This window comes from Chryseobacterium sp. 2P (genome assembly GCF_059579425.1).
Map to the genome: position 1 here is coordinate 3,615,460 of NZ_CM184194.1, position 18,091 is coordinate 3,633,550.

16 protein-coding genes are annotated in these 18,091 nt (G+C 35.5%); 7 read left to right on the top strand and 9 right to left on the bottom strand.

The window, feature by feature from the left end; all coding sequences use genetic code 11:
• Nucleotides 1-66 precede the first annotated feature (66 nt).
• Nucleotides 67-1,572: a malate dehydrogenase (quinone) gene (mqo, locus tag AC52CF_RS16440; protein WP_214588655.1), complete on the bottom strand. Its 1,506-nt coding sequence runs from the start codon at nt 1,570-1,572 to the stop codon at nt 67-69.
• Between the two features lie 208 nt (nt 1,573-1,780).
• Entirely contained in the window at nt 1,781-2,818 is a 1,038-nt protein-coding gene (locus AC52CF_RS16445) for an NAD(P)H-dependent glycerol-3-phosphate dehydrogenase (RefSeq protein WP_214588654.1), read from the bottom strand.
• Between the two features lie 228 nt (nt 2,819-3,046).
• On the opposite strand from AC52CF_RS16445, the gene AC52CF_RS16450 reads away from it, so the two are divergent.
• Nucleotides 3,047-4,060, top strand: coding sequence for a M23 family metallopeptidase (locus tag AC52CF_RS16450; protein WP_214588653.1), 1,014 nt, complete (start codon nt 3,047-3,049; stop codon nt 4,058-4,060).
• Nucleotides 4,061-4,134: 74 nt separating this feature from the next.
• On the opposite strand, the gene AC52CF_RS16455 is transcribed toward AC52CF_RS16450, so the two are convergent.
• From AC52CF_RS16455 to bamJ, 4 genes are all read right to left on the bottom strand, one after another.
• On the bottom strand, nt 4,135-4,785 hold the full coding sequence (locus tag AC52CF_RS16455; RefSeq protein WP_496517392.1) for an NAD(P)-dependent oxidoreductase: 651 nt from the start codon (nt 4,783-4,785) through the stop codon (nt 4,135-4,137).
• 60 nt (nt 4,786-4,845) lie between these two features.
• Nucleotides 4,846-5,256 carry an Rrf2 family transcriptional regulator gene (locus tag AC52CF_RS16460; RefSeq protein ID WP_214588651.1) on the bottom strand — a complete coding sequence of 137 codons (411 nt, stop codon included), beginning with the start codon at nt 5,254-5,256 and terminating at the stop codon, nt 4,846-4,848.
• A gap of 64 nt (nt 5,257-5,320) precedes the next feature.
• On the bottom strand, nt 5,321-6,271 hold the full coding sequence (locus AC52CF_RS16465) for a hypothetical protein (protein ID WP_496517393.1): 951 nt from the start codon (nt 6,269-6,271) through the stop codon (nt 5,321-5,323).
• A gap of 384 nt (nt 6,272-6,655) precedes the next feature.
• Nucleotides 6,656-7,093, bottom strand: coding sequence for a BamJ family beta-barrel-assembly machinery protein (gene bamJ / locus AC52CF_RS16470; RefSeq protein WP_496517394.1), 438 nt, complete (start codon nt 7,091-7,093; stop codon nt 6,656-6,658).
• A gap of 226 nt (nt 7,094-7,319) precedes the next feature.
• Between bamJ and AC52CF_RS16475 the strand changes: the two genes are divergently transcribed.
• The gene (locus tag AC52CF_RS16475; RefSeq protein ID WP_496517395.1) at nt 7,320-8,321 is read left to right on the top strand and encodes a catalase family protein; all 1,002 of its coding nucleotides are present in this window, start codon (nt 7,320-7,322) and stop codon (nt 8,319-8,321) included.
• 232 nt (nt 8,322-8,553) lie between these two features.
• Here the strand turns inward: AC52CF_RS16475 and AC52CF_RS16480 are convergent, their stop codons facing one another.
• Nucleotides 8,554-8,928 (bottom strand): helix-turn-helix domain-containing protein, encoded by a 375-nt coding sequence (locus tag AC52CF_RS16480; RefSeq protein ID WP_496517396.1) that lies wholly within the window; start codon nt 8,926-8,928, stop codon nt 8,554-8,556.
• On the bottom strand, nt 8,910-9,323 hold the full coding sequence (locus AC52CF_RS16485) for a transposase (RefSeq protein WP_214588646.1): 414 nt from the start codon (nt 9,321-9,323) through the stop codon (nt 8,910-8,912). The genes AC52CF_RS16480 and AC52CF_RS16485 overlap by 19 nt, the downstream gene beginning before the upstream one ends.
• Nucleotides 9,324-10,086: 763 nt before the next feature.
• Here AC52CF_RS16485 and AC52CF_RS16490 point away from each other — a divergent pair.
• Nucleotides 10,087-11,625, top strand: a complete 1,539-nt coding sequence (locus AC52CF_RS16490; protein WP_214588645.1) for a SulP family inorganic anion transporter — start codon at nt 10,087-10,089, stop codon at nt 11,623-11,625.
• A 290-nt stretch (nt 11,626-11,915) separates the two neighbouring features.
• On the opposite strand, the gene fusA is transcribed toward AC52CF_RS16490, so the two are convergent.
• Nucleotides 11,916-13,982, bottom strand: a complete 2,067-nt coding sequence (gene fusA / locus AC52CF_RS16495; RefSeq protein ID WP_290261847.1) for an elongation factor G — start codon at nt 13,980-13,982, stop codon at nt 11,916-11,918.
• A gap of 883 nt (nt 13,983-14,865) precedes the next feature.
• Here fusA and AC52CF_RS16500 point away from each other — a divergent pair.
• Genes AC52CF_RS16500 through AC52CF_RS16515 form a run of 4 tightly spaced genes read left to right on the top strand, consistent with a single transcriptional unit; the run spans nt 14,866 to nt 18,091 of the window.
• On the top strand, nt 14,866-15,540 hold the full coding sequence (locus AC52CF_RS16500) for an HAD family hydrolase (protein WP_496517397.1): 675 nt from the start codon (nt 14,866-14,868) through the stop codon (nt 15,538-15,540).
• Between the two features lie 3 nt (nt 15,541-15,543).
• Nucleotides 15,544-16,368, top strand: a complete 825-nt coding sequence (locus AC52CF_RS16505; protein ID WP_214588643.1) for a phosphoribosyltransferase family protein — start codon at nt 15,544-15,546, stop codon at nt 16,366-16,368.
• A complete protein-coding gene (locus AC52CF_RS16510) occupies nt 16,358-16,912 on the top strand; it encodes a TerD family protein (RefSeq protein WP_214588642.1) in 555 nt (184 codons plus the stop codon). Before AC52CF_RS16505 ends, AC52CF_RS16510 begins: the two co-directional genes overlap by 11 nt.
• A 6-nt stretch (nt 16,913-16,918) precedes the next feature.
• Nucleotides 16,919-18,091, top strand: a complete 1,173-nt coding sequence (locus tag AC52CF_RS16515; RefSeq protein ID WP_214588641.1) for a toxic anion resistance protein — start codon at nt 16,919-16,921, stop codon at nt 18,089-18,091.

Here is an 18,091-nt window from a genome sequence, read left to right on the forward strand (position 1 = left end):
GTAAATAGTCAGTTCCTCTAATTTAGTATTTTAATTTGAAATCTGACTATTCTTTAATCACTTTTTTTAATATTTCAGCTGCAATTTTTCTTTTGAATAGTTTCTTACTTTTTCTGTAAGTTCAGGATTGTCTGCCAGTTTCTGTCCATAAGAAGGCACTATTTCCAGCAGTTTTTCTTTCCACTCGCCATGAAGTTTTTCAGGGAAGCATTTTTCAAGCACGCTCAGCATTGCATAAACTGCTGTAGACGCTCCCGGAGAAGCTCCCAATAGTGAAGCAATGGTTCCTTTTTTATTCACTACTACTTCAGTTCCGAATTCCAGTTTACCGCCGTGTTTTTCATCTTTTTTAATGATCTGAACTCGTTGTCCGGCAACTTTCAGTTCCCAGTCTTCTTCTTTGGCATCTTTAATAAATTCTCTCAAATGCTGAATTCTTTGGGATTTCGTCATTGCCACCTGTTGAACCAGATATTTCGTTAAGGGAATATTATGCCACCAAGCTCCGAAAAGCGATCTCAAATTTTTAGTATTCACACTTTCAGGTAGATCCAGATAGCTTCCTTCTTTTAAAAACTTAGTTGAAAATCCTGCAAAAGGTCCGAAAAGAAGGGCTTTCTCTCCGTCAATAATTCTTAAATCCAAATGAGGAACGGACATTGGAGGTGCGTCCACCGTTGCCTGTGTATATACTTTTGCCTGATGTTTTTCCACCAATTCCTGATTATGACTTACCAGCCATTGTCCGGAAACCGGAAAACCGCCGTAACCTTCGCTTTCTTTGATTTCTGAACTGTCTAACAACGGCAAAGCATATCCTCCTGCTCCTATGAATACAAAATCCGCCTCTACCTCCTGTTTGTGATTATGAATCCTGTCTTTCACTTTCATTTCCCAGGTTCCGTCTTCTTTCGGATCGATGTCTTTAACTTCATGGTACAGGAAAACTTCAACATTGGAATCTTCCAGCAAATGTCTTCCCATTTTTCTGGTTAATGTTCCAAAATTAACATCTGTTCCCATATTCATTTTGGTTGCCGCCATTACTTCAGACTGATTTCTTTTGCTCATTACCAAAGGAATCCATTCTCTCAATTTATCGTGATCGGTTGAAAACTCCATTCCTTTAAACAGAACGGATTCTGACATTTTCTCATGACGTTTTTTAAGATATTCTGCATCTTTTTCTCCAAAAACGAGACTCATGTGCGGACAGGAATTGATGAAATCCTTCGGTTCGCTGATGTAACCTTTGGTAATTAAGTAAGACCAGAACTGTTTTGAAATTTCAAACTGTTCGGCAATACTTTCTGCTTTGGAAATATCAATGGTTCCGTCGGGTTTTTCGGGAGTATAATTAAGCTCACAAAACGCTGAATGACCTGTTCCAGCATTATTCCAGGCTGCTGTACTTTCTTTGGCAAACCTTCCCAGCCTTTCGAAAATAGCTATTTCGAGCTCAGGATCAAATTCGTGTAATAATGTTGCTAAAGTGGCACTCATAATTCCGCCACCTATTAGAACAACGTCGTATTTTGGTTTCGGCGTTCTGCTTGTAAGCGATTGTGACATAATTTAAATTTTATAGGTCAAAGTTCGGGAAAAGTTATTGAAAATCGGCTTTGTTAAACGATTTTAACATGAGTTTTTGGGAAAAAACCGAGTTTTTATTATTGTCTGTATAGTATTTTTTTAAAGGCTTCGGCGGCTTCGCCGCCGAAACCTTTAAAAAAAAGCATCCGCAAAGTTTGCGGATGCCCTGTATGATTTAAAATTCAGATTAATTCAGTTTGGCAGTTAGCTTTTTAAACTGTTTTTCTGCATTTTTCCCTTCGTATAAAATTCCGTAAATCGTATCTACAATCGGAAGTTTCAATCCTTTTTCCTTTGAGGTTTTGTAAATAGAATTGGCTGCATAATAACCTTCTGCAATCATGTTCATTGACTGGATTGCCGATTTTACGGTATATCCTTTTCCTATAAGATTTCCCAAGTTTCTGTTTCTGGAAAATAATGAATACGCGGTAACCAGTAAATCTCCGAGATAAGCACTTTCGTTCACGTCTCTCGGCGCTTCGTAGATGGCTTCAAGAAAAGTCTCCATTTCACGGATCGCATTGGAAACAAAAACAGCGGTAAAGTTATCTCCATATCCCAATCCACTCGCAATTCCGGCTCCGATAGCGAAAATATTTTTAAGAATCGCACTGTATTCGTTGCCTAAGATATCTTTGCTGGAATGCATTTTAATAAAATCTGAATTGAAAATATCCACCAGTTTCTGTGAAGCCTCATCTTCTACCGTTGCAACAGTAAGATAAGACAGCCTTTCCATCGCCACTTCTTCTGCATGACAAGGCCCTGCAATAACTGCCTGATTTCTGAAGCCTATTTTAAATTCATCTCTTAAATAATGAGCGACCACATCATTTACCTTCGGAATAATTCCTTTTATGGCAGAAACAAAAATTTTATTCTGATAATCACAGGTCATTTTCTCCAGCGTATCGGAAAGATAGATCGACGGTGTTGCCAAAACAATAATTTCACAGGCAGAAACCAGCTCGTTGACATCGGTTGTAAGCTTAAGATTTTTAAGATTGAAATTAACTGCTGTAAGATAAGTCGGGTTATGACCTCTCTGCTCAATCGCTCCTTTTACGTACTCATTTCTTACGCACCAGTGTACAACTTTGCAGTTCTCTACAAGCATTTTCACAATAGCAGTCGCAAAACTTCCACTTCCGACTACTCCTACCGCAACGTCATTTTTGCTTTTCTTCGGGTTCGATTCTATATTTGTTTTCTTTTTAGCCATAATAGAAATGTGAACTGCAAATATATTAAAACAAAGACGGAAAGAAGGATTTTCGAGGCATGATAAAACCCAAATTTAGACAAAATTAACACTTGAACACAATTAAATATCTAATTGACCGTTAATTACAGAAAAAACTAAAGTTTTGTTAAAAATAAGCCTGAAAGTTTATTTTTAATTAAATTTGCAGGCTTAAAACCGTTTTGTAATTATACTAAGAGAAGAAAAATGAAGAAATTTCTAAGCAGTAAAAAGAACATAAATGTGCTTTTAGGAGGACTTTTATTAGTAGTTTTTGCGCAAGGTATTTTCATTGCAAAGTTGTATTCGGAAAAGGACAACAAAAATTATGAAGTGAACCTTGTAAAGATAAACACTGAAAAAGACAGTGTAGATTACCTGAAAATGAAAACTGATCTTACACTGGTAGATCAAACCGTAGCGGAGCTGAATTCTTTCCTTAAATCTAAGGATGTTCCCAACGAAAAAGTTACTATTCTGAGCAAAGACAGTATCTCCAACTCTATCTATCTGGCAAAACAGGCAAACCGTTACAGCCAGTATCTGATGAACCTTCAGAAAAAGTTACTGGAAGTTCCTTTGGGAATGCCGACTGAAGGTTATATTTCATCTAATTTCGGAGTGAGAAAGAACCCTATTCCTTTTAAAACCGTTTTAGCTTCGGTAAAAAGCAGTGCTGCCAAACCTGCTGCTGTTGCTGTTGCCGCCGCGGCTCCGGAAGTAAAAGCTGAACCTGTAGAAAAAATCATAGAAGTAACAGACAGCTATGGAAACAAAAGAGAGGTAAAAGTAATGGTAACTCCGAAAGCTCCTTCTGCAGCTCCCGCTCCTGCTTCGTCAGCAAAATCTGTTGCAGCCGGATCTGAAAAACCAGTAGAAAAGAATAATGCTCCTGCAGAAGCAGACCAGATGCAGTTTCATAAAGGACTGGATATTGCCGTGGCTTATGGATCAGATGTCGTGGCAACTGCAGCCGGAACGGTTATTTTTTCCGGACAGAAAGGAGGATACGGAAATTGTGTGATCGTTTCTCACGGAAACGGACTGGCAACTCTTTACGGACATTTGTCGCAGTTGGTCGCTAAAGTGAATGATAAAGTGAAAGTAGGACAGGTTATCGCCAAATCCGGAAATTCGGGTCGTTCTACCGGACCTCATCTTCATTATGAGGTACATAAGAACAATACTCCGGTAAATCCAAAGTTGTTTATGAATCTTTAAATTAAGATCTAAAATATAGAGTTTCGGCGGCACCTTTGGTGCCGCCGAAACTTTAAAAACATATCTTAAAAAAATTAGTAGGCTGCTGTAAAACGCTCTCTGATGTGGTTATTTTGCTCCAGTTCATCTACTAAAACCACCGCCACATCTTCTACGGAAAGAACACTTCTTCCGTTTTCATCAAAAACAGGGCTCTCCAGACCGGTTCTGTATTTTCCGGTTCTTACGCCTGCCGTTCCCTGATGCATTTCAATTGCCGGACTGAAAAATGTCCAGTCTAAGGTTTCATTTTCTTTAATTTTGTTTAAATAATCTCTTGCCGCAGTTGCTCCCGGTTTTATCTCAGCAGGAAAATCTGGTCCGTCTACCAGTTTTTTTCCATCAATATAAAGACTTCCTGCCCCGCCCACAGTAATAAATCTTTTTACACCGGATTGTTCAACTGCTTTTTCGATATTTACAGATCCATTCAGAAAGTCATCATACAAATTAGGATTGGTCCATCCCGCGTTAAAAGCACTGATTACGGCATCATTTCCTTTTAAAGCTTCTGATAATTCGTCTGTTTTGTTTACATCAACGCTTTTAGCTGTTATTTTTTCGTTTTGCTCCACTTTTGAAGCATCTCTTACAATGGCTTCTACATGATATCCTCTGTTGGATAATTCTTTTACAACCTGAGTTCCTACAAAACCTGTCGCTCCTATTACTGCTACTTTTTTCATATTTTTTTATTTTTAATATTTAATTGTAATAATTTTTGTTACATTTTTCGTTAAAAAATTTTATTTGAATTGGTCGCTGAATTCTTTCAAAGATTTATTTCCTAAAAAATTGAGAACCAACTGATCTGTTTCTGAAAACAATATCCTAAGATGATTATTAATGTCTTTCCCTACAGGACAAACCGGATTCGGATTATTATTTTTCTTTCCTAAAACTTCCGTGTTCTTCACAGCCAGATAGATTTCAGAAATTCGTATAGAATCTGCACTCTTTGCCAGCTGACTCCCTCCTTCTTTTCCCTGTCTGCTTATAATTAAACCCGCTTCTCTTAACACACCAAGCTCTTTACGAACAACCACAGGATTGATATTGATACTTCCTGCTATCCATTCTGAAGTAAGCCAATCCTGCGGACTTTCCGCCAATAAGGTCATAATATGTATTGCCGTAGCAAATCTTGTATTGTTCATTGTAATTACTCAGCAAAGATAAATAATTTTTTAATGTAACAAAAATTATTACAATTAAATTTTGTTAAAGTATCAGACGATCAAGATCCAGAAGAAGATAATTGATGTTCTGATTGATGGTTCTGGTTGCGGACTGCATCTGGTTGAGCATTGCGGCACGGTTATGAAGATCATCTGAACGGTAAAATCCTCCGTCACTGAAAATAACAGATTCGTCTGCCTTTTTTCTGTCATCATCAAACTGATAATGAAGCCAGCGTTCTTTCATGCTCGAAATAATGGAATGCTGCTCCCTGTTGGAAAACTTTTTCTCTGTATACATATACCAGATAAACGGCGGGAAATTGGGAGATTGTAATGTACCATTCCATACATCTCTCAACAAATTTCTCTGATGGATAAACTCTACTTTTTTACCTTTCGGATTTAAAGTTGCCAAACCGAAACCTGCTCCCAAAACTCCTCCTCCAATATCAATAGCGTTACTCCATGAATTATCCTTTACAATTCCTCCCGCTACCGAAGCAGCAGCTCCTGTTACAATCGACAGCAGAATGAGTTTATTGTTTCTGGAATCGTTTAAGTTATCCACATAATTTCCGATCTGTGCTACTCTTTCGCCTTCACAGTCGAATTCTGCCGCAACCGCATCTAGTTCAGTTAAAGCAATGGTTATTTTGCTGTTGATTTTAGATTTAAGCTGTAACACTTTAACCTGAGATTCCAGAGAAGTATCTTTTTTAAGCTCCATAATCTCATGAACTTCGTCCAGATTATCCAGGGCATTAAGAATAAGAATACTCTGATCCGAAAATTTATCTCTTAATTCTTTATTGGCATTAATAATGGAATCAGAATTGTACGAAGGAAGTTTATTACCGTAATTATACTTAAAAGGCGCTTTACAGTAGCTGTCTTTGAGTGTAAGAATATTTTGCTTAATAGCCTGATTTTTTCTGGATACGCAGGAAGTAAGCAACATACAGAATGCTGCGAAGTAAATTATCTTCTTCATTAATTGATGTTTTGCGATTCGGGATTCTTATTTTTTATCTGTAAGCTGCAAACTTTCAGAAAACTAATAAGAATTGCTTTATTTAAATTTCAAACCAAAAAGTCTGTTTAAACTTTTATTTAACCGCAAAAGTCACAAAAGATCTACTAAATTTTTTATTTAAAGTTGACCATTATGAATGAAAAAGCTCACAATAGTTTTTAAAAATCTTTGATTTTTATTCTTTTGGGTGCTTTGATTATTCCGGAAATTCGCTTTAACATTATCTTTTGTCCCTTTTGCGGTTAATTCTGAAATTAGTTTAAACAAGTTTAAAGATAAAATTACACAAATAAAAAAATTTACCCGAATAACAGGTAAATTTTTAAGCTATTTTTAATAAAATTATTTCTTGATATCCAGCAATTCCACTTCAAAAATAAGCGTGGAATTCGGACCAATCTCTTTGCTGATCTGCTGATCTCCGTAAGCAAGATGCGGAGGAATAATCAGTCTCCACTTGCTTCCTACAGGCATAAGCTGAAGTGCTTCCGTCCATCCTTTAATTACTTTATTTAATGGAAATGAAGCCGGAGTTCCTCTCTTCACAGAACTGTCGAAAACTTTTCCGGTAATGGTTGTTCCGTGATAATGGCATTTTACCGTAGATCTCGGACCCGGCTTTTCGCCTTCACCTTCCGTAATGATTTCATACTGTAATCCGCTCGGCAATTCTACCACGCTTTCTCTCTTGCCATATTCTGCCATATATTCCTGACCGTCTTTCAGGTTTTTTTCTGCCAATTCTTTTTTACGTTTAAATAACATATCTGCTACTCCCATAATTGATAATTTTTACAAAGATAGTTCTTTGTGCTGGAAGATGACAGCCGGAAGAAGGAAGTTTTTTAATCATAGAAAATTTTCAGAACATATAAATCACTAGTTTTCAATTTATTAAATTTTATTTTTTTTGCATCTTTAACTCAGCTTAAAAAATTCAAGTATCATTAATATTCTGTTAATAGGATTTCGGAAACTTGGCGTTATAATTGGACTTAAAAACTAAATGCCCAATCCATTACCATATAAAAAGGAATATGACAGACTGACTGATGAAGAGCAAGAGCTTCTGGAAATCAATAAAAAAAGTATTACCGATTTTGTTGAACAGTCCCCTTCTGTAAGTGATGTTCACTATGCAACAAGAAACGCCCATGCCAAAACGTATGCTGTTACCAAAGGAACTTTTCTGATCGATAAAAACATTCCCGAAGAACTAAAACCGTATTTTGATAAGGAAAAATACGATCTGGTTATCCGGTTTTCCAATGCGCATTTAAAGGTGGTAAAAGGAAAAAAAGATCTTCCTGCTTATGGTTTTGCAGTAAAAATAAATGATGAAAAAGGGAACGTCATTGCCAATTTCCCTTTAGTGAATTTTCCTTTATTTCCGATTAATTCGGTAAGCACATTTTTAAAATTATTCACTTCCGTTAATCGTTTTTTTGTGAAAAAATGGAGTTCTTTTTCTTTGCTGATGCAGATATTGAAAGTAATTCCCTCTACATTTACCTTATCATTTATAAAAAATATATTTAAGCTCTGGAGCAAAAGAAATGATTTTTTTCTTTCGTTTGATTTTCATTCGGTCGGAGTATACAGATTCGGAGATTATATGATGAAAATTAAATTAAAGCCTCAATCTGTCAACAAACATTTCGGGAAAAAACTGAAGGTTAAAAATGCTCTGGAAAGCTACCTTAAAGAAGAAAATTTCTCGGCAGATGTTCTTATTCAGCTTTGTTATGATCTGAAGAATCAGCCAGTGAATAAACTCAATGTGGAATGGAAAAATTCACCTTACCTTAAAATCGGGGAAGTAAAAATTGAAAAGGATCAGCTTCTGAATTCCGATTCCTGCGACAGTGAACTGCTTTCTTTTAATCCTTTCGAAAGTAAAATATTTTTTCAGCCCGTCGGAAAAATCCAAAAACTCCGTGATGAAGCTTATAAAGTTTCTGTGCAAACGAGACGGAAAATTAATAAACTGCTGAAGTATAATAAGTAGTAAGAAAATTTGAATGGTTAATTTTGCTTTGCAAATAATCTGTTCTTAATGCTGATTTAAGAAGACTTTAAAAATTATTCTGGATATTTTCCTTCGTAAAGGTTTTACGCTGAGCAAAATAACAACATTTCTTTCAAAGGGAAACCTTATTTATTTTTTTATAACATTTGTCATTCCGCCTTACATTGTTTCGGAATGACAAATGTCTGATATTCAATCATTAAAATTGATATTAATTTTTTGAAGTAATTTTCTCGTATTCCTCCTCAAAGGTTTTTTTCCATTTCGCAATGGTCGTTCTGCTAATCTTATACTTCTTAGACATATAGTTCGTAGAAAAATTATGCTTGTTCTGATATTGCAAAAGTTTAAGCATTGTTTTTTTATCGTATGTCTTCAGTTTTTGGTTTTTCTCCAGACTTTCTTTTGATTGTTTAAAAACCAATTCATTAAAATTCAAAACATCTTCAGTTGTTTTCAAATTTTTTATAAGACGCTGAACTTTCGGATCTTTCAGTTTATCGGGATTTTTTTCTTTAAGCATATCCTGATAAATCTTTGTATAATTTGGACGCATAGGATATTTTTTTACGTTTTTTGCAGCCATCGGTGAAGCGTACTTTTAGGAATGGAATATTCCTGAATAATTTCATTATGAGTCATTTCTCCGGATAGTATTTTTCCGATAATAAACTCTTTAATCTCCTGGGTATAAATGTTTTTCCTGAAATAAGGAATTTTGTCCGATTTGGTTTTTGTTTTGTCGACAGCAGAAGGCGGAGCATATAAAATAAGGTGAGAACTATAGATTCTGAAGAAATCATACTCCAGAAGTTTAGAACATCTGAGCAAAAGATCTGTTTCTATTGATGCACTTTCGAAAATTTTATCGACAGCTTTCTCATCTTTTTTTAGAAAACTACACATTCTTTCTTTACTAACTTCCAGTTCGTTAGCTCTCTCTTTAATAAACTGTCCTATATGTATGTCTTTGTATAGCATAGGTTTTTTTAAGCCTTAGTGATTAATAAGCAATTTACAGTCCGAAATCATAAAAATAAAGAAAATAAAAACTTCAGCATAATAATATTATGCATGTTTTAATAATTGGTGGAATATTAAATCATAGTAAAAGTCCTGCCAAGAATTAACTGTAAATAATATATCGAAATTTAGATAAAGAATTCATGCCTTATATTGCATCACCTTCATTTATTTCTGTCCCTCATTATTCAATCAGTAAAACTTCAATATTCCGGACTTTTATAAGCACCAATAATATTTTCCGTTAAAATTTCATCATGTAAACTCTTTTTTTAATAATTTTAAGATCGTTCTTTTCACTTTATTTAATTAATCATCAATAATTGAATTAAATATTTAGAAAAAATACTAACTTCTCTGAAATCAAATATAGAAAAAATTGGATTCAGTCCAAAAGAATGAGGTATAAAATTTTGTAAAAATCTATTTTTAGTTAAAATTTAATTAAATATGTGGTATGTATAGTGAAATATTATATTCCGCTATATTTGAAGAGACAATAATTTAAGGAGAAACATATTGTGAAATATTTAAAGTAGATCCCATAAAAATTGGACGGAAAATTTCAAGTCTATATCTTTGTGGCCAATATAAATATAAAAAGAAAAACTTCATCCGGAGTTACATTGCCTTAAGGATTTTATAAAGCTGTTTTCGGATAAAAGGAAATAGAAAACACTCTTTTTAAAGTTATTATTAAATCCTTAAACTTCATTTTTTAATGAAAAACGCTATTAAACTTTTCGACTTTTCGCAAAAAATCAATTTCAAAAATGAGCTTCTTGCCGGATTTACCGTCGCCATGACCATGATCCCGGAATCTTTGTCTTTTGCAATTCTTGCAGGACTTTCTCCTTTAACGGGTTTATACGCTGCTTTTATGATGGGATTGGTTACTGCAATTTTCGGAGGTCGTCCCGGAATGGTTTCCGGAGGTGCGGGAGCAACCATCGTTGTTTTAATCGCACTGATCAAAACCCACGGAGTAGAATATTTATTTGCAACTGTAGCTTTAGCCGGAGTTTTTCAGATGCTGGTCGGAATTTTCAGACTCGGAAAATTTGTGAGACTGATTCCGCAACCCGTAATGTACGGTTTCCTGAACGGTCTTGCTGTTATCATTTTCATGGCACAGGTAGAACAGTTTAAAATTACCGATGCAAATGGTGTTGTGACTTGGCTGCAGGGTTCTTCCTTATATATAATGTCAGGTTTAACGGCTTTAACGATTGCTATTGTTTACTTTTTCCCGAAAATCACCAAAGTTGTCCCTTCTTCTTTAATTGCTATTTTAATTGTTTTCGGAGTGGTTGTTGGTTTCGGAATTCATACAAAAACGGTTGCTGACATTGCCCACATCAGCGGAAATTTGCCTAGTTTCCATATTCCGAAAATACCTTTTTCATTAGAAACCTTACAGATTATTTTTCCTTATGCTTTAATTATGGCAGGAGTGGGTTTAATTGAATCTTTGCTGACTTTATCTATGGTGGATGAAATTACCAATTCAAAAGGAAACACCAATAAAGAAGCGGTAGCCCAAGGTTTAGCCAACGTTACCAACGGTTTTTTCGGCGGAATGGGAGGCTGTGCAATGGTTGCGCAGACTTTAGTGAATCTGAATGCAGGTTCCAGAGCCAGACTTTCCGGAATTATCGCATCCCTCACCATATTGGTAATCATTTTAGTAGGAGCTCCGTTTATTGAAAAAATTCCGATGGCAGCTTTGGTCGGTGTCATGATGATGGTTGCAATCAGTACCTTTCAGTGGGTTTCGATAAGTATCATTAATAAGATGCCGAAGTCTGATATTTTTGTGGGAATTACCGTGGCTTTAATTACGATTGTTCTACACAATCTGGCTTTGGCGGTTTTGGTGGGAGTCATCATTTCAACTTTGGTCTTTGCTTGGGATAATGCGAAGAGAATTCGCGCCAGAAAATATACGGACGAAAATGGTATTAAACATTATCAGATTTCAGGACCGCTGTTTTTTGGTTCAGTGACCACTTTTATTGATAAGTTTGATCCTGTAAACGATCCGGATCAGGTAGTCATCGATTTTAAAGAAAGCAGGATTGTTGATATGAGTGCAATTGATGCTCTGGATAAACTCTCTAAAAAATATGCACAACTAAATAAAAAACTCCATTTAAGACACTTAAGCGAAGACTGCCGTCAAATGCTTAAAAACGCAGAAGCCGTAATTGAAGTGAATATTCAGGATGATCCGACGTATAAAGTGATGCCGGAGAAGTAAGAGGGTTTTTGAGTTGGAGAGTTTGTGAATATTGGCTGGAAGATGGAAGTTAGAGGATGGAAGTTTAGAAATACTCCGCAAACATTTGACAAAATCCGTTAAATCTGTGGGAAATAAAATTTTGAATAAGCTGGAGCATGATGAGGGAAGTTTAAATTCATGCAAATCTCCGTGTAATCTATAGAAAATAAAAAATCTGCAAAATCAGCGGGAGAAAAAAACAATTCATCATTGATAGTTCATCAATAACCCAAACAAGGACTGCAAAAATAATTTACAGCCCTTGTCTTTTAGGTTACTAATGTATTTGCGATGAAATCAGGCACCAAAGTATAGTGCGACAGCTTCATGCTGATCGAAGCTCTACCGCTCGTTAACGTTCTCAGATCAGAAATATATCCGAAAGTAGAAGCCAGAGGAACTTCTGCCGTGAAAATTTTTCTTCCTGATTTTTCATCAATCGAAGTGATGATTCCTCTTCGTTTGTTGATATCCGCAGTCACCGCTCCGGTATAATCTTCAATCGTCTGAATCTCAACTTTCATGATAGGTTCCATTAATTTAGGTTTACAGGATTTTCCGATTTCCCGGAAACCATCTCTCGCAGCCATTTCAAAATCCTGCGCATGAGAATCATTACTGTGAGTAGATCCGTCCAGAAGCGTAACTTTCATGCTTTCCAGAGGATAACCCTGCAATGCTCCGTTTTCCATTGCCTCACGGAAACCTTTTTCAACAGACGGAATAAATTCATTAGGAATTACTCCTCCTTTGATCTGATTGATGAATTCCAGACCGATGCCATCATCATTTCTCGGTCCTATTTCAAACGTGATATCCGCAAACTGTCCGCTTCCGCCATTCTGTTTCACAAGTTTTTCACGGTGCGTTCTGGTTTCGGTTAAAATTTCCCTGTAAGAAACTTTAGGTTTTCCCTGATTGATTTCAATTCCGTGATTCAACCTGATTTTTTCTAAAGTAACTTCAAGATGCAATTCTCCCAAACCGCTCAGTAAAGTTTCGCCCGTTTGTCGGTCTCTTTCTACGAATAACGATGGATCTTCTTCCTGAATTTTCGCTAAAACCAATACGAAAGATTTTTCATCCGCATTTGTTTTCGGCTCAATGGAAACCCTGATTACCGGAGCCGGAATCGTGATGGTTTCAAGCAAAACAGCCCGTTCAACAGAAGATAAAGAATCTCCGGTTTTCGCATCTTTTATCCCTGTTAAAGCCACAATATCTCCCGCTTTTCCTTCATCAACCGTTATCGTTTTGTCCGACTGCATCTGCAAAATCCTTGAAATTCTGAAACTTTCACCCGTTCTTACATTCTGAACCGTATCGCCGGATTGTATACTTCCCGAATAAATTCTCAACATCGAAAGTTTACCCATATGTTTATCAATCACCACTTTGAAAACCAATCCTGAAAAAATATCCTTTTCATTTCTTTCCAATTCAACCGTTTCTTCTGTTTTTGCATCTTTTCCTATCACAGAAGGCAACTGATCCGGTGAAGGAAGATAACTTACAATTGCATCAAGCAAAGGTTGTACTCCCTTGTTTTTGAATGCAGAACCACATAAAACAGGAACTAAATTTCTCGACTGAGAAGCTCTTTTTATGGCTTCAGTAATCATTTCTTCAGCAATTTCTGTTTCAGAATCCAGAAAATATTCAAAAAACTGTTCGTCAGATTCCGCTAAAGTTTCCATTAATTTCTGCCTCCATTCATGAGCTTCAGTTTTGTAAAGTTCCGGAATTTCTTTTTCCACAATGGTTTCTCCGTTTTCGTCAATCCAATACAATGCTTTTTGCTTAACTAAATCAATAACACCTTCAAAATGATCCTCTGCGCCAATCGGAATTTGCAAAGCCAGAGGAACTGCATTCAGTTTTGTTTTAATTTCATTTAAAACGGCAAAGAAATCAGCTCCGATTCTGTCCATTTTATTGATGAAACAAATCTTTGAAATTCCATGTTTCTCAGCCTGGAACCAGACATTTTCCGTTTGTGGCTGAACTCCCGAAGAAGCACAGAAAACTGCTACAACGCTGTCCAAAACTCGTAAAGAGCGTTCCACTTCCACCGCAAAATCAATGTGTCCCGGAGTATCAATTATGTTGATATCGAAGATATTGTCGTCTTTTTTCCACTGGGTAGAAATTGCCGCCGAAGAAATCGTAATTCCACGGTTTTTCTCCTGAATGTCTTTATCCATCGTGGTATTTCCTTCATCCACGTTCCCTATTTTATGGATCATTCCCGTGTAATAAAGAAGTCTTTCCGTGAGTGTGGTTTTTCCTGCATCGACGTGCGCTATAATCCCTATATTTCGTGTGTTGTATTTCATTTTGTTTAATTTAAATTGTTGATTTTAAGGTTGTAAAATGTCTTAAAACGCAAAGTTCTTTGAAAACTGTTTTTTATTTAAGAAAGCAAAGAGTTGCGACAAAGTCGCTGATGAAGCCAGCTTCTTAAAATCAATTTATTGATTAAAATCTTTGCTCACTTTCTTATTCAGTAAGAAAATTTTTGTTTGCGTTAAAAAATTAGACAACCTTTCCGAATGTAAAAGCTGAAAAGTAGGGTAGCAAAAAAGACCTATCTGAAACAGACAGGCCTTCGTTTTATTTTAGTTTTATAAGGTCGATCGTTATTCAGATAAATATTTAGTGCTACCAAAGTACACAGCTCTGATAGGATTGCTTAAAGTGATTATATTTATCATTTTTGTTGACATTGTTGATTGTTAACCGGTTGCAAAACTAGAAAAAATATTTTAACAGCAAAAACTTTTTTTATTTTTTTTAAACGACTGAAAATTCAAGAAATAAATGCTGAGTGTCAAATTATTTTTAACGCGATGATCGCCAGGTTTTGTTTAATTCTTTGAAAACATTTTCGTTCGCAAGGGCGTTTCACTCAGCCAAGGCGTCATGCTATCATTTGCTGAACGAAGTGCCTCTGCGAACGAAAAACACCCACAATAATTTCAAAAAATCTTTGAGGACTTTGCGTTTAAAAAAGAATTTTTTCGCTATCAGATATTAGATTCAAATTGCGGATAATCATAAAAATTTCTTAAAACACCAAACAACATTTATACATTAATTTAAAAATTCTATCTTTGGGAGGAATTGGCAATTTTTAAACACAAACCATGAAAGAAAATAATAACCATTTAAAACATCTTTTTCAAGAAAAAAGCTAAATAAAATTTTAACTGTACCATTTTGAAAACAGATATAGACATCCACAATCACTCACATTTTTCTTTTGATTTGTGGCTTACTTTAATAAAATCTCATCCTGAATTTAAAGCAAAAAGAGTTGAGCTGTTCTCCTCATTTTTTGACGTAAAAAAACCGATTAACGAAGTTGCGAAAGTCGTAAAATATTACGATGATCTTTGCAATTCTATCAATGAAATAACGGGAGGAAATATAGACACTTTTGAAATTTATTTACTGATCCTGAATGCATTGGAAGTTAATGTAAAACAATTGAGTAAAGACCATATGAACTATTTTTATCAGAAAAGCGAAGACTTATTTTTAGAGTATAAACCTGTTGTTATTTTTGAAAATTTACACCAGTTTTTTGATGAAATTAAAAATCAGGGAAAGACGATTAATATACTGAGCAATACAGGCTTCATCAAAGGAAAAACGATGAGGAAATTTCTGAGGATTGAAAATCTGGATCAGTACATTGATTTTCATGTTTATTCAGATGAAATGAACTGTTCCAAACCCCATCCGAAAATATTTCAGGAAGTTAAAAATTTACTGCCCAATCAGGATTTAGATATAAAACAGGTTTTACATATCGGAGATAATCCTTTCGCGGATTATAAGGGCGCAAAAGATTTTGGTTTCAATGCACACTTACTTACACACAAAATATAATTTATGAACAAAAGATACAGCTTACACCACATTCATTCGGCGGATGAATTTACTTTTTCACCCGAAGAATACAGCTATTTCAAGTATGGCGATAAGTCGTATGCTGAAAAATTTGCAAAAGAACTGTTCGAAGGATTTGTTTTTTCACATGAAGATATTTTAAATACAGATAAAGAGATTGTGGTATTGCCAAGTCCTTATATGGCGATTCCTACCGCTTCTAATTTTTTATGTTTTTACTTTAAGAAGCATCTGGATTTTTATTTGTTTCAGAAAGGAAAAAAATCAAGCATTTTATCGAAAATTAACAGAAATCATACCTATACGACAGATTATGGAAATTTAAGTTTTGAAGACCGTAAAAATCTCATCGCGAATGATACGTATTATCTGGATAAAGATTTTCTTAGAGGAAAACTTTGTATTTTTATAGATGATATTAAAATAACAGGAAGCCATGAATTTACGGTGAATAAAATTCTGAATCAGTACCATGTAGAAGCAGACTTTTTATTCATGTATTATGCTGAACTGATGAATTTTGATCTCGATCCTAAAATTGAAAATTACTTTAATTATTACGCAGTGAAAAATGTAGAAGATATCGCAGAAGTAATGGGAAAGCCTAGTTTTCAGTTTAATACACGAATTGTAAAATATATTTTAGGCTTAGATTCAGGTAATTTTGAGTATCTTTCGTCTAAAGTAAAAAAGGAACTGATGGATAATCTGCTGGAACTGGCAATCAGCAACAATTATCATTTAATAAAAGAATATAAAAACAATATAAACACTTTAACACAAACCGAATTATATTATGGCTATTAACTTACAGAAAGGACAGAGAGAAAATATAAACGCACCGAAATTTACGGTTGGTCTTGGATGGGATATTAACAATACATCTACCGGAACCGCTTTCGATTTGGATGCTTCTTTATTTTTATTAGGTGAAAATAAAAAGTTAATTTCAGATAATCATTTTATTTTTTACAACAATCTGGAGTCTCCGGACAAAGCAGTAATTCACTCTGGTGATAATCTTACGGGAGACGGCGCAGGAGATGACGAGCAGATTAAAATAGACCTTACAAAAATTGATCCTGCTGTGAAAGAAATTACCGTTGTGGTAACGATTCACGAAGCAGATTCCAGAAGACAGAACTTCGGACAGGTAAGAAATTCTTTCATCAGAATTTTCAATACAGATACCAACGAAGAAATTCTGAAATATGAATTAGATGAAGATTTCTCTATCGAAACCGCAGTAGAATTCGGAAGAATCTACAACAGAAACGGAGAGTGGAAATTCGAAGCAGTGGGAGCCGGACAAAGAGAAGGTCTTGAAAAATTTGTATCAATCTATCAATAATTTACCATGGACAATCAGGAAAATCAACCTATAGATCCGCTTGGATCGATCGAATCTTTAAAGACTTTTGAGCCGACTCCGATGGCGCCGCCACCAGGTATGGCTACACCAAGTACACCTCCTGCCCCATTGGTAGACAGAGACGGAAATGTAAATCTGAATCAGCTGAAAACAGATGAACGTCAGAAATATGAAGCCCTTGCAGATTCTATCGACGAAACCAATCCGGGATCTATCGTTAATTTCGGGGCAGACCTTCAGAGAACATTATCCAACCAGAGTGACAGTTTCCTTGGAAATGTAAGGAGATCAAATTCCGGTGAAGTCGGAGAATTGATTAATAATTTATTAGTCGAGCTGAATTATGTAGATGTTGAAGAATTAAATCAAAATAAATTCAAAAGTTTTTTAAGCAAATTGCCTTTCATGAAAAGTGTCATGACGCAGATCGAGAATTTATTTGCCAAATATGATAAAATCATCAACAATATCGATCAGATCGCTTATAAGGTAAATGCAGGAATCATTACTTCCACGAAAGATAATGCTGTTTTGCAGACGATTTTTGAAAGCAATGTGAATGCAATTAAACAGATCGAAGAACTGGTGATTATCGGAAATCTGAGAATTGAAAAAGCGGGAGCAGAATTAGCGCACATGGAAGCCAATACTCAGGAATTTCAGGATTATCAGATTGCAGATAAGAGAGATTTTATTGCAAGATTAGACAGAAGATTAGCGGATCTGAAAGTAGTTCGATTAATCATGATGCAGTCGCTTCCTCAAATCAGGCTGGTTCAGAACAACAACGTTTCTATTGCAGAAAAAGCGCAGACGATTTTAACAACAACCTTGCCGCTTTGGAAAAATCAGCTTTCACTGGCGGTGGCGATGTACAGACAGCAGCAAAGTATTGAAATTCAGCAAAAAGTTTCGGCTACAACAGAAGAAATTTTAAGAAAGAATGCAGAACGTCTTGGGCAGAACTCTATTAATGTGGCCAGAGCGAATGAACAGACGATCGTTTCTGTGGAAACACTGAGAGAAACAACTTCAAAATTAATTAATACATTGAACGAAGTGAAGCAGATCCAAAAGCAGGGTGCAGAAGGAAGAAAAAAGCTGGATCAGGATTTAATGACTTTGGAACACGAGTTAAAAGCAAACGTAAGAGGATAA

Bases quoted from the DNA above. Each gene is read 5' to 3' on its own strand.
- mqo (WP_214588655.1), bottom strand. From the start codon at position 1,572: ATGTCACAATCGCTTACAAGCAGAACGCCGAAACCAAAATACGACGTT.
- AC52CF_RS16445 (WP_214588654.1), bottom strand. From the start codon at position 2,818: ATGGCTAAAAAGAAAACAAATATAGAATCGAACCCGAAGAAAAGCAAA.
- AC52CF_RS16450 (WP_214588653.1), top strand. From the start codon at position 3,047: ATGAAGAAATTTCTAAGCAGTAAAAAGAACATAAATGTGCTTTTAGGA.
- AC52CF_RS16455 (WP_496517392.1), bottom strand. From the start codon at position 4,785: ATGAAAAAAGTAGCAGTAATAGGAGCGACAGGTTTTGTAGGAACTCAG.
- AC52CF_RS16460 (WP_214588651.1), bottom strand. From the start codon at position 5,256: ATGAACAATACAAGATTTGCTACGGCAATACATATTATGACCTTATTG.
- AC52CF_RS16465 (WP_496517393.1), bottom strand. From the start codon at position 6,271: ATGAAGAAGATAATTTACTTCGCAGCATTCTGTATGTTGCTTACTTCC.
- bamJ (WP_496517394.1), bottom strand. From the start codon at position 7,093: ATGGGAGTAGCAGATATGTTATTTAAACGTAAAAAAGAATTGGCAGAA.
- AC52CF_RS16475 (WP_496517395.1), top strand. From the start codon at position 7,320: ATGCCCAATCCATTACCATATAAAAAGGAATATGACAGACTGACTGAT.
- AC52CF_RS16480 (WP_496517396.1), bottom strand. From the start codon at position 8,928: ATGGCTGCAAAAAACGTAAAAAAATATCCTATGCGTCCAAATTATACA.
- AC52CF_RS16485 (WP_214588646.1), bottom strand. From the start codon at position 9,323: ATGCTATACAAAGACATACATATAGGACAGTTTATTAAAGAGAGAGCT.
- AC52CF_RS16490 (WP_214588645.1), top strand. From the start codon at position 10,087: ATGAAAAACGCTATTAAACTTTTCGACTTTTCGCAAAAAATCAATTTC.
- fusA (WP_290261847.1), bottom strand. From the start codon at position 13,982: ATGAAATACAACACACGAAATATAGGGATTATAGCGCACGTCGATGCA.
- AC52CF_RS16505 (WP_214588643.1), top strand. From the start codon at position 15,544: ATGAACAAAAGATACAGCTTACACCACATTCATTCGGCGGATGAATTT.
- AC52CF_RS16510 (WP_214588642.1), top strand. From the start codon at position 16,358: ATGGCTATTAACTTACAGAAAGGACAGAGAGAAAATATAAACGCACCG.
- AC52CF_RS16515 (WP_214588641.1), top strand. From the start codon at position 16,919: ATGGACAATCAGGAAAATCAACCTATAGATCCGCTTGGATCGATCGAA.